The organism is Streptomyces sp. NPDC059002, from assembly GCF_042740435.1.
Classification (GTDB): Bacteria; Actinomycetota; Actinomycetes; order Streptomycetales; family Streptomycetaceae; genus Streptomyces.
Genome location: NZ_JBHYJI010000049.1, coordinates 23,517 through 38,477, shown reverse-complemented (window position 1 = coordinate 38,477; position 14,961 = coordinate 23,517). Strand labels below are relative to the sequence as shown.

Sequence of the window (14,961 nt, the reverse complement as noted above, 5' to 3'; positions counted from 1 at the left end):
CCTCACCGAAGAGGGGGAACCCTGAGGGCGGCCAGGACCGGAAGGTGGTCCGTGGCCGCCCTCAGGTCTGCCTCCGTCACGCCCGGCAGGCCCAACGGCACGCCGCAGCCCAGGACTTCGACCCCGGAGGTCGCGAAGATCGCGTCGATGCGCTGGTGCGGGTCGCCGGGCGTCGAGGTGTTCTCGCCGCCCCAGGGCGTGGTCTGCCGGCAGTCCTGGAGCGCGGCGGCGAGCCTGCGGAACGTCCGGCCGCCGGGGCGTTCGTTGAGGTCGCCGCCCGCGACCGCGTGCTCCACACCCATCCCGGCGAGCCGGTCGAGCAGCATCCCGCCCTGCTCGTACCGCTCGTCGGTCTGCAGGCTCAAGTGGCAGCTGAGGAAGCCGATTCGGGCCCCGCCGAAGCGGACGACGGCGGTGGCGAAGCCGCGCCGGTGCAGCCCCGGGGTGAGCGGCAGGAGCACGTCCTCGGTGTGCTCGACCGTGGCCCGCAGCGAGCAGAGCAGCGCGGGGCCCGCGGCGCTGCCGCCGCCGGAGAGGATCACCAGGTCGGCCGCGCGCGCGAGACGGGCCAGCTTCTTGCGCCAGCGGAAGAACCGCGGCGCCTCCTGGATCAGGACCAGGTCGGGGGCGCAGGCGGCGATGACCCGGGCGAGCGCGTCGGTGTCGTCGCGCATCGAGCGGATGTTGTAGCTGAGAACACGGATGACCGCCGAACCGTCGGGTTCGGTACGGGAGTTGGGCAGCGTAGAGGTCGGGCTCGTCGGCATGGCGATCAAGATACGCGAACGCCGGACAGGCCGAGGGTATCCGGCCTGTCCGGCGTTTGAGGACGAACGCGCGGCGCGATCGACGGCGCCCCCGTCGCGGGGTCACATGACGGGGTCGGGCTCCCGCGCCAGGTCCGCCGCACCGACGAGCCCCGCCTTGTTGCCCAGCTGGGCGGCGATGACCTGGGCCTCGGGGCGCCAGTTGCTGCCCACGAGCCAGCGCTTGAAGGACTTGCGGATCGGGTCGAGGACCAGCTCGCCCTCGTCCGAGAGGCCGCCGCCGATGATGAACGCGGACGGGTCGAAGAGCGAGGCCAGGTCGGCGAGACCGGCACCGGCCCAGCGGGCCAGCTCGCGGTAGGAGTCGACCGCGACCGCGTCGCCCTGCCGCGCGGCCATCGAGATGTGCTTGCCCTCGATGCCCCCGGGGGTGCCGTCGCCCAGCGAGAGCAGGTACTCGGCGTTCTCGGGGGTGGCGTTGGCGCGCTGCTTCGCGTACCGCACGAGGGCGCGCCCGGATGCGTACTGCTCCCAGCAGCCCTGCGAGCCGCAGCCGCACAGCAGTCCGTCCGGGACCATCCGGATGTGGCCGAACTCGGCGGCCACGCCGAAGTGTCCGCGGCGCAGCTTGTTTCCGATGATGATGCCGCCGCCGAGGCCTGTGCCGAGCGTGATGCAGATGACGTTGCGGTGACCCTTGCCGCCGCCGAAGCGGTACTCGCCCCACGCGGCCGCGTTGGCGTCGTTCTCGACGACCACCGGCAGGCCGACGCGCTTCTCGACCTCGTCCTTGAGCGGCTCCTGCCGCCAGTCGATGTTCGGCGCGAAGTAGACGGTGGAGCGCTGGCGGTTGACGTATCCGGCGGCGCCGATGCCGACACCGACGATCTCGTGACCGGCCCGTGCGCCCTCCACGGCGGAGGCGATCGCGTCGACGATGGCCTCGGATGTACCGGGGGTCGGCACCTTGAAGGTCGAGAGGATGTTGCCGTCCTCGTCGACCACGCCGGCCGCGATCTTCGTGCCGCCGATGTCGACGCCGATGGTGAGTCCCATGAATCCCTCAGTTCGATCGAGCCCCGCTACGGCCCACCGTACCCGAGGGGGGTCAGTCCAGATCGATGTGTTCGCCGGACGGCGGCCCCTCGTCGGGGCGGTCCTCACCTCGCGCGCCGCCGGGTGCGCCGCCGCTCGCTTCGTCGCCGCGCGTCCAGCGGCCCTCCTGCCCCGTGACCGCCGAGCGGTAGGCGGCGAGCAGCTCGGAACCGGCCGCCGCGAGGTGGTCGAAGACGTCGGGATTGCGCTCGATGACCGGCTCGACGACGGCCTTCGCCTCTCTGACGACCTGCTTCAGGGTCTGCTCGACGGCGCCTTGCGCGACCGCGCCGAGCAGCGGCGCCTGGAGCCCGGAGAGCTTGTCGGAGACGGCGTCGACGAGCTTGCGCAGCTCCTCGGCCGCCGACCCGGGCGGCGGGCCGTACTGCGCGCGGCGGCGGGCCTTCTCCGCCGCGAGGTCCTCGGCGCACGCCTTCTCCCAGGCGTCGGCGTCGACTTCGGGGGCTTCCCGCTCGGTGGCATCGCTCATGTCTCTCGACGTTACCCGAATGGCGGTATCACGTTCACCGGGTGCGCGGCCACAGGTCGGGGTCGGGGGTGAACCGCACCCGCAGCTCGCCCTCGCGCAGCCCCGCACCCGCGACGGTGCAGCGGCGCAGCGCGGACGGCAGGGCGACGATGCGGCGGAAGGGGCCCGCGGTGACGACGAGTTCGTCGCCGCGCCTGATCAGACCGAGCTCCTCGCGTACGACACCGGGGAGCGGGATGTGCCACACATAGATGCGCTCGCCGCTCCCGTCGTCGGCACGCTCCTCGGTGACGGGCCACTCCACCGGGCCCGGGGCGGTGTCCGGCGCGGGCAGGCCGAGGGCGGCGAGCTCGTCGGCGCCGCGCGGGTCACGGCCCAGGTGCGGGACGCGGACGACCCGGTCGTACGCCGTCTCCCACTCCGCGAGCGTCTTGTGCTGCTGGGCCGAGAGCGCGGCGAGCCAGGTGTCGGCGGAGGCGTCGGGCAGCAGCCGGTTGGCGATCACGAGGTCGGTGCGCAGGCCGTGCAGGGCGAGGCCCGCGACGGCGGAGCGCACGGCGTCGGCGCCGCCGGGGCCCGGCTCGGCGACCAGGTGGACGGTGGTGCCCGGCGCCTCGACCAGGGCCTGGGCGGCGGCGAGTTCGTCCTCCCAGCGGGCCGCGGTCTCGTACAGCCAGGCGGCCGGCATCGGGACGCCGGCGAGGCGGCCGAGCATGGGGCGAAGCGCGCGGGCCGCCTGTCGCTCGGGCGGCAGCAGCCTGCGCAGATAGCGGCGCAGCTGCTCGGGCAGGGCGAGGGTGGCGAGGGCCTTCGGGGCGGCGGGCAGGTCGACGACGACGGTGTCGTACGCGTCGTCGCGCGCCGCGTCCCGCAGGGCGCGCAGCAGGGCCAGCTCCTCGCCGCCGGGCAGCGGGGTCAGCTCCTCGCCGTCGAGCCGGTCGGCGCCGAGCAGTTCGAAGGCGGCACCGGCACGCTCCTGCAGGGCGACCAGGTCGTCCCTGAACCGGTCGTCGGGGCCGAGCAGCCGTGCGGTGAGACCGGGGTGCGCGTCCGGGGTGCCGAGCACCGCGCCGAGGGTGTCGGTGCGGTCGGCGGAGATCACCAGGGTCCGGCGTCCGGCACGCGCGGCGGCGAGCGCGGTGGCGGCGGCGACGGTGGTCCGCCCGGCGCCGCCGGGCCCGGTGACGAGGAGGGTGCGCATAAGGGTGAACGGTACGTCAGTGGCGTACGTGACCCGGAAGCGTCACGCCTCCTTGGACTCCACGCGCTTCTTGAGGCCCGCGAGGGCGCGGTCGATGATGACCTTCTCCGCCTTGCGCTTGATCATCCCGAGCATGGGGATCTTGACGTCGACGGTGAGCTGGTAGGTGACCTCGGTGCCGGAGCCCGCGGGCTTCAGGAGGTAGGAACCGTCGAGGGAGCGCAGCATCTGGGACTTGACGAGGGTCCAGCTGACCTCGTTGTCGCCGGTCCAGGTGTAGCCGAGCGTCTGGTCGTCCTTGATCGCGCCCGCGTCCATGACGAGGCGGACCTCCTTGGCGCGGCCCTGCTCGTCGGTGGAGATGACGTCGGCCTCCTTCACCTCGCCCGTCCAGTCCGGGTAGCGCGCGAAGTCGGCGATCACCCCCATGACCTCGGCCGGCGCCGCCTCGATCGTGATGCTCGAGCTGGTGTGTTCGGCCATGGCCGTGGCTCCTCCAGATGCGGTCCGGGATGAGGTGGGTTGTACCGCGTGAAGGCTACCGCGCGCCACGGGGCTCACCACTCCAGGGCCCAGGGCCTGCCCGACCCGGCGAAGTGCCCGACGTTCACGCACTCCGTCGCGCCGACGCGCATGCGCCGGACCAGCGGCTGGTGGACGTGGCCGAAGAGCGCGTACTTCGGACGGGTCCTGCGGATCGCTTCGAGCAGGGCGCGGCTGCCCCGCTCGAAGCGGCGCGCCACGGTGTCGTAGACCAGCTCGGGGATGTCCGGCGGGATGTGCGTGCAGAGCACGTCGACCTCGCCGACGGCCTCGATCTTGGCCGCGTACTCCTCGTCGCTGATCTCGTAGGGCGTCCGCATGGGGGTGCGCAGGCCGCCGCCGACGAAGCCGAAGACGCGGCCGCCGATCTCGACCCGTTCGCCGTCGAGGACGGTGGTGCCGGGCCCGGCGTATTCCGGCCACAGCTTCGGCATGTCGACATTGCCGTAGGTGGCGTACGTCGGGGTGGGGAAGGCCGCGAAGAGTTCGGCGTACTGCTTGCGGACGGCGCTCTCGATCGCGGGCCTGCGGTCGATGCCCGCCCAGAGCCGGGAGCCGAACTCCCTGGCCTCGTCGAAACGGCGGGCGGTGCGCAGCTCCACCAGGCGGCCCGCGTTCTCCGCGCCGAACAGATCGGGGAAGATCCCCCGCGAGTGATCGGCGTAGTCGAGGAAGAGGACGAGGTCACCGAGGCAGACGAGCGCGTCCGCGCCGTCCCCCGCACGGGCGAGATCCGCCGCGTTGCCGTGCACGTCACTGACCACGTTGACCCGGAAAGCTGGCATGCCGATCACCCTAGGACGGCCGTCCGGCGGACGGTAGTGGCTCAGGGCAGCGGCTGGACCTGCGGTTACTTCCGAGTCGGGAAGACGGTGGCGTACTGTGCGATTCAGACCACAACGACGTGTGACGCACCGAACATCTGGCCCTGCCCCCCTACCGAACCAGCCATACCGATGGGTAACGTCCGGGCAGTCCAGTAGTGCTCAGTCCTCCCCCGCTTGAGCACCTGCCCGATCTTGGACCGCACCGTCGCAGCACACAACGTCGTGGCGTCGGTGCCCTATGTAGGAGCAGCAGTCTTGCGCGAGTTCAGCCTTCCGGCCCTGTACGAGGTCCCTGCGGACGGCAATCTGACCGACATCGTCCGCAGAAATGCCGCGCAGCACCCGGATGTCGCCGTCATCGGCCGCAAGGCCGACGGCCGCTGGCAGGACGTCACCGCCAAGACCTTCCTCGCCGAGGTGCGCGCCACCGCCAAAGGCCTGATCGCCGCCGGCGTCCGGCCCGGCGACCGCATCGGCCTGATGTCGCGCACCCGCTACGAGTGGACGCTCCTCGACTTCGCCATCTGGTACGCGGGCGCGGTCACCGTGCCCGTGTACGAGACGAGTTCGGCCGAGCAGATCCAGTGGATCCTCGGCGACTCCGGGGCCGTGGCCTGCTTCGTGGAGCTGGACACGCACGCCGCCGCCGTCGAGTCCGTACGCGACCGGCTGCCCTCCCTGACGGACGTCTGGCAGATCGACAAGGGCGGCGTCGACGAGCTGCACCGCGCGGGCGCCGACGTCACGGACGAGACGGTCGACGAGCGCAGCGCCGTCGCGAGCGCCGACGACCCCGCCACCATCGTCTACACCTCGGGCACCACGGGCCGCCCCAAGGGCTGTGTCCTGACGCACCGCAGCTTCTTCGCGGAGTGCGGCAACGTGGTGGAACGCCTCAAACCCCTGTTCCGCACGGGCGACTGCTCGGTCCTCCTCTTCCTGCCCGTCGCGCACGTCTTCGGACGGCTCGTCGAGGTCGCCGCGCTGATGGCGCCGATCAAGCTCGGCCACGCGCCCGACATCAAGAACCTCACCGACGATCTCGCCTCCTTCCGGCCGACGCTGATCCTCGGTGTGCCGCGCGTCTTCGAGAAGGTCTACAACGCGGCGCGCGCCAAGGCGCAGGCCGACGGCAAGGGCAAGATCTTCGACAAGGCCGCGGACACGGCGATCGCCTACAGCCGCGCGCTCGACGCCCCCGGCGGCCCCTCGCTCGGCCTGAAGATCAAGTACAAGGTCTTCGACAAGCTGGTCTACAGCAAGCTGCGCGCGGTGCTCGGCGGCCGCGGCGAGCACGCGATCTCCGGCGGCGCCCCGCTCGGCGAGCGCCTCGGCCACTTCTTCCGCGGCATCGGCTTCACGGTCCTCGAGGGCTACGGCCTGACCGAGTCCTGCGCCGCCACCGCCTTCAACCCGTGGGACCGCCAGAAGATCGGCACGGTCGGCCAGCCGCTGCCCGGCTCCGTCGTCCGGATCGCCGACGACGGCGAGGTGCTGCTGCACGGCGAGCACCTGTTCAAGGAGTACTGGAACAACGAGGGCGCCACCGAAGAGGCCCTCGCCGACGGCTGGTTCCACACCGGCGACATCGGCACCCTCGACGAGGACGGCTACCTGCGCATCACCGGACGCAAGAAAGAGATCATCGTGACGGCGGGCGGCAAGAACGTCGCCCCCGCCGTGATCGAGGACCGCATCCGCGCGCACGCGCTGGTCGCCGAGTGCATGGTCGTCGGCGACGGCCGCCCCTTCGTGGGCGCGCTCGTCACCGTCGACGACGAGTTCCTCGGCCGCTGGGCCGCTGACCACGGGAAGCCGGCGGGCTCCACAGCGGCGTCGCTCCGGGACGACCCGGATCTCCTCGCCGCGATCCAGAGTGCGGTGGACGACGGGAACGCGGCGGTCTCCAAGGCGGAGTCCGTACGGAAGTTCCGTGTCCTGTCCTCCCAGTTCACGGAGGAGTCCGGACATCTGACGCCTTCGCTGAAATTGAAGCGGAATGTGGTGGCGAAGGACTACGCCGACGAAATCGAAGCGATCTACCGGGGCTGATGTGCCCACTCGCCGTGGCGGCCAGCCCCGTACGGCGGGCTGCCGCCAGCGAAACCCCCGGCGGCAGCCCCTTACGCGCTACAGGAGTTCCTTGAGGCGCTCCGCCAGCAAGTCCCAGCGCCACTTCTCCTCGACCCACTCCCGGCCCCGCTCCCCCATACGGGCACGCAACTCCGCATCGCCGAGCAAGGCGGTAATCCTGTCAGCCGCCTCCTCGGGCACCCCGCCTCGGACGACCCACCCCGTCTCACCGTCGAGCACCGCATCCGGCGCCCCGCCAGAATCCCCGGCGACGACGGGAAGGCCCGTCGCCGATGCCTCCAGGTAGACGATGCCGAGGCCTTCCACGTCGAGGCCCCCGCGCCGGGTCCTGCACGGCATGGCGAAGACGTCGCCCGCGCCGTAGTGCGCGGGGAGTTCCTCCCACGGCACCGCGCCGGTGAAGCGGACGGAGTCGGCGACGCCCGTCTCGGCGGCGAGTTTGCGGAGGTCGTTCTCGTAGGGGCCGCCCCCGACGACGAGGAGCACCGCATCGGGCACCCCCGCCAGAATCCGCGGCATGGCGAGGATCAGTGTGTCCTGTCCCTTGCGGGGCACGAGCCGCGAGACGCAGACGACCACGGGGCGGTCGGTCAGGCCGAGGCGGGCGCGTACCGTGTCGCCGCCGGAGCCGGGGTGGAAGGTCTTCTCGTCGACGCCGGGCGGCAGTTGGACCATGCGGCCTGCCGCGGCGGGGGTGAGCGCGGCGGCGATCCGGGAGCGCGTGTACTCGCCGAGATAGGTGATCGTGTCGGTCGACTCGCCGATCCGCCGCAGGAGTTGGCGGGAGGCGGGCAGCTGGGCCCAGCCCGCCTCGTGGCCGTGCGTGGTGGCGACCAGGCGCGTGGCGCCCGCCTTGCGCAGCGCGGAGCCCATCAGGCCGAGCGGTGCGGCCGCGCCGAACCACACCGACGTACAGCCGTGTTCGCGCAGGAGCGAGACCGCGCGCCGGGTGACCCGTGGGGTGGGGAGCAGCATCGTCGTGGGGTCGCGTACGACCTTGAAGGGCTGCTCGGCGTCGAAGGCCGCGGTGGCCTCCATGCCTTCGCGGCCGCGCTTCCAGGTGGAGGCGTAGACGACGAGCTGTTCGGGGTCCAGGCGCAACGCCATGTTGTGCAGGAACGCCTGGATGCCACCGGGCCTGGGCGGGAAGTCGTTCGTGACGATCAGGGTCTTGTGCATCGCGCCCGACAGTACCGAAAGCCGCCCGCGGGCACCGCACGGCCCGGCCTCTTGGCCCCCGCACGGTCGCCCCCGGCATCATGACTTCACGAATCACAATGAAGTACATGAAAAGGGGCGAGGCACGCATGGCGCGCATCCTGACCGTCTGGGTCCTGACCAGGACCGTCCTGCTGCTCTGCGTCTTCCATGTGCTCATCGCCCCCGGCCCCGACGTGACCAGCGACGTCTCCGTCATCTACCAGGGCTGGTTCGAGGTCCTGCGCACCGGCACCTTCCCGCTCGACGACGTCACCTGGCAGTACCCGCCCGCCGCCGCCCTGGCGATCCTCTCCCCCGCGCTGCTGCCCTTCCTCGGCTACGCGCAGGCCTTCTTCGTGCTCTGCTGCCTCGCCGACGCCGCGGTGTGCGGGCTGCTCCTGTACGCGGGGCGGCGGCCCGGCAAGTCGCCGCGGGGCGCCTGGGTGTGGGTCGTGGGCGTGGCGCTGCTCGGCCCCATCGTGTACGCCCGCTACGACGTCCTGGTGACCGCCGTCGCGGTCGCCGCGCTGCTCGCCGGGGCCCGGCATCCGCGCACGACGGGCGTGCTCGTGGGGTTCGGCGCGCTGCTCAAGGTGTGGCCGGTGCTGCTGCTCGTCGGCACCCCGCGCGGCCGGGCGACCCGACGGTCCTGGAGCGCCGCAGCGGGCACGGCCTGCGGGATCACGCTGGCGTTCCTGGTGGCGATGCCGGGCGCCCTGGCGTTCCTCACCTTCCAGCGGGACCGGGGCACGGAGGTGGAGTCGCTCGGCGCCCTCGTGCTGCATGTCGCCCGGTACTTCGGCTGGCAGGGCGAGGTGCGGCTCAACTACGGCTCGGTGGAATTCCTGGGCCCGTACGTCCCGCTGGTCAGCACCGTGGCGCAGGTCCTCTCGGCGGCGGCCCTCGGCTGGCTCCTGGTGTGGCGCCTGCGCGCGAAGGCCCGGTCGGCGAGCACACTGGCGGACGCGGCGTTCGTGGCCGTGCTCCTCTTCACGACGACGAGCCGGGTGATCAGCCCCCAGTACATGCTGTGGCTGGTCGGGGTTGCCGCCGTGTGCCTGGCCTTCCGCACCAGCCGGATGGAGCTGCCCGCCCGGCTGGTCCTCGTGGCCACGTTCGTGACGTTCCTGGAGTTCCCCGTGTGGTTCTCGCACGTGGTGCTGAGCGATCCGCTGGGCGTCGCCCTGCTCCTCGTACGCAACGGCCTGCTGGTCGCGGCCACGCTGCTGGCCTGCCGGAGCCTGTGGCGGCAGACCGTGTCCGAACCGCGCGCCCGGGAGCGGCAGTCGATGCCGGGACAGGTCAGCCGAGCTCCGAGCGCAGATACGTACGCCAGCGCGCCGTGAAGTCCTGCGCAGTGGTGTCCAGGACGTCCCGCAGCGCGTCCTCGACCGCGCCCGCCCGCTCCTTGTGGGCGCCGACGGCCCGGTAGAAGTCCGTCAGCTTCCGCTCGCCCCACTGCTCGGCGATCATCCGGCAGGCCAGCCATGCGCCTTCGTACGCCTGCGCGAGGCGGTCCGCGTCGCCGCCGAAGCCGAAGTCGTCGTCCTCGGGGAGCGCGCCGGGCACCCGCTCGTCCTGGACCGCGCGCCGCAGCTCCGGCGCGGCCTGCACCGCGGTGCGTCCCGTGCCGCGGTAGCCCACCCAGTCCGCGAAGCCCTCGGAGAGCCAGAGCGGGGTGGCCGCGGAGGTCTGCGCGCGGGTCGCGACGTGGGTCGTCTCATGGGTGAGGACGACCTGCTTGCCGAAGTCGCCGAGGACGCCGTACGCCTCGGGGTTGACGATGATCCGGTCGGCGGGCGCCCGCCCCGAGCCGCCCGACTCGCCGGTGGTGACCGCCGCGATCCCCCGGTACCCGGAGGCGGGCGCGCCCAGGAGGCCCGCCATGCCGTCCAGGGAGCGGGGCACGAGGACGACGACCCGGCCCGGCCAGCTCCCCGGCCAGGCGTCCCGCACCGCGGGCACCGCGCGGTCGGCGACGTCCCGGTGGGCGCGCAGCTCCGCGGCGCTCTGGCCGACGCCGAGGACGAGGCTGCGCGCGCCCCGCTCGGCCGTCACGTGCCCCTGGTCCCAGAGCTGCTCCCCGGACTTCTTCTCGGGCCGCTCCGCGGTGACGTACCACCGCCCGTCGTGCCGCGCCAGGGAGAGCGTGCGCGCGGCGGTGAGCGGGGCGCGGTCGTAGCCCTTGACGCGGTAGCGGAGTTGGGCGTTCGCCGTGGCGCGCGAGCCCGAGCGGTCCAGGCCGGTCAGGCGGTACTCCCAGGAGTCCAGCGGGACGTCGCGGACGTTCTCGAAGAGGTCGGGCGCTCCCGCGGCGGGCCGCTCGGTCCGCGCGTAGGCCCGGGCGTCCCGGTCGAGGACCGCGTGCGCGCGCTGTTCGAGCAGCGTGCGCACCTCGCGGCCCGCGGCGTCCGGGACCGGATCGCCGCCGCATCCGGCGAGCACGGCGAGGCAGAGCACGACGCACAGCGCCACCACCCGGGACCCACGCCTGTGACCAGCCACATTCCGATCGTACGGTGCCCCGCGGCCGGGCCGCTGGTCAGATCCGCGTCACGGACGACACCGGCATCATGCCCACCGGGTCGTAGCGCACCGGCGCCCCGGGGTACGGGGCGTGCACCACCTGGCCGTTGCCCATGTACATCCCGATGTGGCTGGCGTCGTCGCGGTAGGCGACCAGGTCGCCGGGCTGCGCCTCGGCGAGGGACACCTGGCGCCCGGCGTACCGCTGGGCCTGCGAGGTGCGCGGCAGGCCCACCCCTGCCTGGGCGTACGACCACTGGGTGAGGCCCGAACAGTCGAATCCCGAGGGCCCGTTGGCGCCCCACACATAGGGGCGGCCGACCGCGGCCCGCGCCGCCGCGATCGCCGCGGCGGCCCGCGAGGAGGACGGGGCACCGGCTCCCGTCAGGTCCGGCAGCTCGGCGCGTGCGCTGCCGGAGCGCGACGACCTGTCGTACGCCTCGCGCTCCTGGCTCGGCATCGAGTTGAGCAGCCGCCGCGCCTTGGCGAGCTTGTGCTCGACGGTGCGCTTGTGGCGGGCGACGGTGGTGCGGCTCTTCTCCAGCTCGGCCAGCTTGCGGGTGGCCTCGGCGCGCTGCTGCGCGAGCTGCCGCTGGGCCTCCTGGAGGTCCTTGAGCCGGCCCGCCTGCCGGGCGCCGATGCGCTCGAGGGCGGCGGCCTTCTCCAGGTAACCGTCCGGGTCGGAGGAGAGCATCAGGGCCAGCGAGGGGTCGATGCCGCCCGACCGGTACTGCGCCCCGGCCAGCGAACCGAGCGCGCCGCGCATCATGTTGATGCGCTCCTGGCCGCGCGCGACGCTGTCCTTGGTCCGCTCGACCTGCGCGCGCAGCTTGTCCGCGCGTTCGTCGGCCTTGTTGTACGCCTCGGTTGCCTGCTCGGCCTGCTCGTACAGCCGGTCCACCTTGGCCCGGGTGTCGGACGGCTTGTCCTGCGGCGCGGCACCTGCGGGTGCGGCGCCGAAGGCCGCCGCCGCGGTGGCCGCTGCCGCTGAAAGGACGGTCACGCGCGTGCTCCGGTCGGTGCCGGGCTGTGCGGGACGGCGATGGGACCCCACGGGACGCCGCTCTCCCTTCCGCTGACGGACCCCCGTCTTTCCGGGGGAATGCGCGCGACAGTAGCCGTGGGACTACGGAGCGGCCAAAGACCCGACGGCGTACGGAACGTGCGTGGAAAGACCGGCGCCCCGCTTCAGACGCAGGTCATCAACGGGGCGCGGGGTCAGCGGGAGTTGCCGGAATTCGCCCGTTCGGGCGGTGTCGGCAGCGCGTTGACGCGGAGGTCAGGCGACGCGGACGCCGAACTGGAAGGTGCCCAGGTACGCCATCGACTCGTAGCGCACCACGGCGCCCGGCTTGGGGGCGTGCAGGACCTGGCCGTTGCCCGCGTAGAAGCCGACGTGCGCGAGGTTGTTGAAGAACACCAGGTCGCCGGGCTTCAGCTCGTTGCGGCCGATCTTCGTGCCGTCGTTCTGCTGCGTGTACGTGGTCCGGGTTATGGAGACACCGGCCTGCGAGTACGCCCACTGGGTGAGCCCGGAGCAGTCGTAGGAGTTGGGGCCCGAGCCGCCGGAGACGTACGGCTTGCCGAGCTGGGTGGCGGCGGCGGACAGGGCGGCGGCGCCACGGTTCGAGGCGGGGGCCTCCTTGCCGAGGTCCACGCGGTCGCCGGCGGCGCGGCTCGCGCGCTGCTCCTTGGCGGCCAGGTCCCGCTTCTCCTTGGCCGTCAGCGTGTTGAGGAGCTTCTGCGCCTCGCCGAGCTTGCCCTGGACTTCCTTCTTCTTCCTGCCGAGTTCCTTGCGGGTGTCGGCGAGGTCGTCCAGCTTGCCCGCGGCCTCCTTGCGCTGCTGCGCGAGGTCCCGCTGCTTCTCCTGGATCTTCTTGAGCGCCTCGACCTGCTGGCTGCTCAACTGGTCCAGGGTGGACGCCTTGTCGAGGTAGTCGTCCGGGTCGGAGGAGAGGAAGAGCTGCAGGGAGGGGTCGATGCCGCCGGAACGGTACTGCGCGCTGGCCATCGAACCGAGGCCGCCGCGCAGGTCGTTGAGCTCCTCCTGGCCGCGGGCGACCTTGTCCTGGAGCTCGCCGATCTGCTTCTCGAGCTTCTCCTGCTTCTCCTTGGCCCCGTTGTACTTGTCGGTGGCCCTGCCCGCGTCCTCGTAGAGCGCGTCGACCTTGGACTTGACCTCGTCCTTGCTCGGCTTCGGCGCGGCCTGGGCGGCGCCCTGCGAGGTGAGAGCGACGGCAGCGGCGGCGGTTGCGGTGAGCACGGTCACGCGGGTGCGGCTCGGCTGCTTGGGTCGACGGTGGGACGCCACGAAGGCGGCTCCTTCTTCCTCCAGCCGCCTACCGAGACCCGGTGGGCGGGTACCGCCGCCGTCACCCCGGATGGGCGATCAACCGAGCGGAGGTTCGAGGCGAGACATTAGTGACCTTCTTGTGATCAGTTCAAATCCTGATCAGGAAAAATCGCTTCGCCGCAAGCATTCTTTACCGACAACCCACAGGCAGTGATGATCATTTGACGCTACGTCGCGTGAGCTGCGTCTCAATTCGGGCATAGAGACCAGGAGTTACTTGAGCACCCTTAGCCCCGCGAAAGCCGCTTCAGGAGCACCACCGAAGCCACCGGGCGCGCACCCGCCTTCGCGATCCCGTCGGCCACCTCGCGGTCGGTCGAGACGACGACCACGGGCCGCCCCGGCGGCTCCGCGCGCACCAGCTGACGGATCAACTCGTCCGCCGTCACACCGGGCTTGGAGAACAGCACCCGCACCCCGCGCGGCGGCGCGAGCAGCACCGGCGCGGCCAGCTCGGCGCCGTCGAAGACACAGGTGACCTCGGCGCCCGACTGGAGGGCGAGCTGCGAGAGCGAGCCGAGCAGGCGCAGCCGCTGCTTCTCCAGCGGCATCGTGGGATAGCCGGTCTTGGTGACGTTGTAGCCGTCCACGACCAGATGCGCCTGCGGCAGGGCGAGGAGCTGGTCCAGGATCGCCGGGTCGTTCTCGGAGAGCGCGCGGGCCGCGATGTCCTTGGGCGACATCCGGCCGGGCTCGACGGCGTCCACGGTCTCCGCGGGCCGCACCGACACGGGCGGCAGGGCCAGTTCGCGACGGAGTCCCTGGGCGGACTCGAGGACCGTGTCGAGCAGCAGTCGCACCCGCATGTCCTCGACGCTGCGCCCCTCGCGGGCCGCCCTGCGGCTGGCTTCGAGCGCGGCCTCGGTCTCGGCGAGCCGCGCCTTGAGGCGGCGCGTCTCGCTCTCCGCCGCGGACACCTGCGCCTGCCCCTCGGAGCGCACGGCCTCGATCTCGCCGGCCACCTTGCGCAGCGCGGCCTCGCCCCGCTTGACGTCGCTGAGTGCCCCGCGCAGCTTGCGGTGCATCGATTCGGCTTCCCTGCGCGCCGATTCGAGTTCCGTGCGCAGCCGCTCGGTCTCGGCCCTGGTCTGGCCGCGGGCTGCGGCGAGTTCCTCGCGCAGCCGCTCCAGCTCGGCCCTGGTCTCCTCGTCGGCGCGCTCGGCATCGGCCCGCTGGGCCTCCTCGCCCGCCGCGGTCACCAGCTTCACCCAGCCCGTGGGGCGCAGCACATAGGCCGCGGCCGCGACGTCGAGGGGGTCGGCGGCGGGCGGCGGCGAGCCCGCGTCCAGGGCGTTCGCGAGCTCCGGCTGCGCCTCTCTGAGACGTTCGCCGATGCGCTGCCGGAAGAGGGTGTCGCCGTCCAGCGCCGCCGCCATGGCGTTGCCCGCGAACTTCGCGCGCCGGGTGGGCGTGAAGCGGGCGTACTGCCTCAGCTGTGCGGGCAGTTCGGCCAGGGTGAGCCCGCCGAAGCCGTCCGACGCGATCTGCACGACCCGCCGGCGCACTCCGTCGGGCAGCGGACGGTCGAGCACCTCAGCGGTGCCGTCGTCCGGCTCCCCGCCTGCGCTCTCCACCATCCGTCACCCCACTTGCCGTGCGGGCCCCGCTCCCTCAGGAGTCGGTGCCCGGCCTGTCCACGAGTTCCACCTGATCCACGGCGTTGCACCAGCGGCAGCGCACCGACTCGATGGTCTCACTGACCACCTCGCGTTCCTCGACGTTCGACTCACCGGCCAGGTCGAGATGGACATACTCGACGACCTTCGACGTGCGGGTCACGTCGAAACGCGTGAGATTGCCGCACAGCGTGCAGCGCCACCGGGTGGTGTCGGTCGGCAGGGGAACCGTCATCGTGGCTGTTCGCT

The 14,961-nt window shown here is 72.3% G+C and carries 14 protein-coding genes; 2 read left to right on the top strand and 12 right to left on the bottom strand.

Annotated features, from left to right (window positions below; translation table 11 throughout):
- Positions 1-2 precede the first annotated feature (2 nt).
- The 6 genes from ACFWZ2_RS32585 to ACFWZ2_RS32560 form a co-directional block, all read right to left on the bottom strand.
- Positions 3-767 carry an endonuclease/exonuclease/phosphatase family protein gene (locus tag ACFWZ2_RS32585; protein ID WP_384551809.1) on the bottom strand — a complete coding sequence of 255 codons (765 nt, stop codon included), beginning with the start codon at positions 765-767 and terminating at the stop codon, positions 3-5.
- Between the two features lie 102 nt (positions 768-869).
- Positions 870-1,823, bottom strand: a complete 954-nt coding sequence (locus ACFWZ2_RS32580; protein ID WP_384551807.1) for an ROK family glucokinase — start codon at positions 1,821-1,823, stop codon at positions 870-872.
- 52 nt (positions 1,824-1,875) lie between these two features.
- Positions 1,876-2,352 (bottom strand): DUF5304 domain-containing protein, encoded by a 477-nt coding sequence (locus tag ACFWZ2_RS32575; protein WP_384551805.1) that lies wholly within the window; start codon positions 2,350-2,352, stop codon positions 1,876-1,878.
- Positions 2,353-2,386: 34 nt separating this feature from the next.
- A complete protein-coding gene (locus ACFWZ2_RS32570) occupies positions 2,387-3,553 on the bottom strand; it encodes an ArsA family ATPase (protein WP_384551803.1) in 1,167 nt (388 codons plus the stop codon).
- Between the two features lie 42 nt (positions 3,554-3,595).
- Complete coding sequence (locus tag ACFWZ2_RS32565) at positions 3,596-4,036, bottom strand: SRPBCC family protein (protein WP_384551802.1); 441 nt, start codon at positions 4,034-4,036, stop codon at positions 3,596-3,598.
- Between the two features lie 74 nt (positions 4,037-4,110).
- Positions 4,111-4,881, bottom strand: a complete 771-nt coding sequence (locus ACFWZ2_RS32560; protein ID WP_384551800.1) for a metallophosphoesterase — start codon at positions 4,879-4,881, stop codon at positions 4,111-4,113.
- Positions 4,882-5,178: 297 nt separating this feature from the next.
- On the opposite strand from ACFWZ2_RS32560, the gene ACFWZ2_RS32555 reads away from it, so the two are divergent.
- A complete protein-coding gene (locus tag ACFWZ2_RS32555; RefSeq protein WP_384551798.1) occupies positions 5,179-6,975 on the top strand; it encodes an AMP-dependent synthetase/ligase in 1,797 nt (598 codons plus the stop codon).
- Positions 6,976-7,053: 78 nt separating this feature from the next.
- Here the strand turns inward: ACFWZ2_RS32555 and ACFWZ2_RS32550 are convergent, their stop codons facing one another.
- A complete protein-coding gene (locus ACFWZ2_RS32550) occupies positions 7,054-8,196 on the bottom strand; it encodes a glycosyltransferase family 4 protein (RefSeq protein WP_384551797.1) in 1,143 nt (380 codons plus the stop codon).
- 107 nt (positions 8,197-8,303) lie between these two features.
- Between ACFWZ2_RS32550 and ACFWZ2_RS32545 the strand changes: the two genes are divergently transcribed.
- Positions 8,304-9,563 carry a glycosyltransferase 87 family protein gene (locus ACFWZ2_RS32545; protein WP_384551795.1) on the top strand — a complete coding sequence of 420 codons (1,260 nt, stop codon included), beginning with the start codon at positions 8,304-8,306 and terminating at the stop codon, positions 9,561-9,563.
- Here ACFWZ2_RS32545 and ACFWZ2_RS32540 read toward each other — a convergent pair.
- From ACFWZ2_RS32540 to ACFWZ2_RS32520, 5 genes are all read right to left on the bottom strand, one after another.
- Positions 9,520-10,722 carry a hypothetical protein gene (locus ACFWZ2_RS32540; RefSeq protein ID WP_384551794.1) on the bottom strand — a complete coding sequence of 401 codons (1,203 nt, stop codon included), beginning with the start codon at positions 10,720-10,722 and terminating at the stop codon, positions 9,520-9,522. The genes ACFWZ2_RS32545 and ACFWZ2_RS32540 overlap by 44 nt on opposite strands.
- 37 nt (positions 10,723-10,759) lie before the next feature.
- A complete protein-coding gene (locus ACFWZ2_RS32535) occupies positions 10,760-11,797 on the bottom strand; it encodes an NlpC/P60 family protein (protein WP_384551792.1) in 1,038 nt (345 codons plus the stop codon).
- 225 nt (positions 11,798-12,022) lie between these two features.
- A complete protein-coding gene (locus tag ACFWZ2_RS32530) occupies positions 12,023-13,054 on the bottom strand; it encodes an NlpC/P60 family protein (protein ID WP_384551790.1) in 1,032 nt (343 codons plus the stop codon).
- Between the two features lie 269 nt (positions 13,055-13,323).
- A complete protein-coding gene (locus tag ACFWZ2_RS32525; RefSeq protein WP_384551788.1) occupies positions 13,324-14,673 on the bottom strand; it encodes an NYN domain-containing protein in 1,350 nt (449 codons plus the stop codon).
- A 34-nt stretch (positions 14,674-14,707) separates the two neighbouring features.
- Positions 14,708-14,947: a hypothetical protein gene (locus tag ACFWZ2_RS32520; protein ID WP_223774176.1), complete on the bottom strand. Its 240-nt coding sequence runs from the start codon at positions 14,945-14,947 to the stop codon at positions 14,708-14,710.
- Between the last annotated feature and the right edge of the window lie 14 nt (positions 14,948-14,961).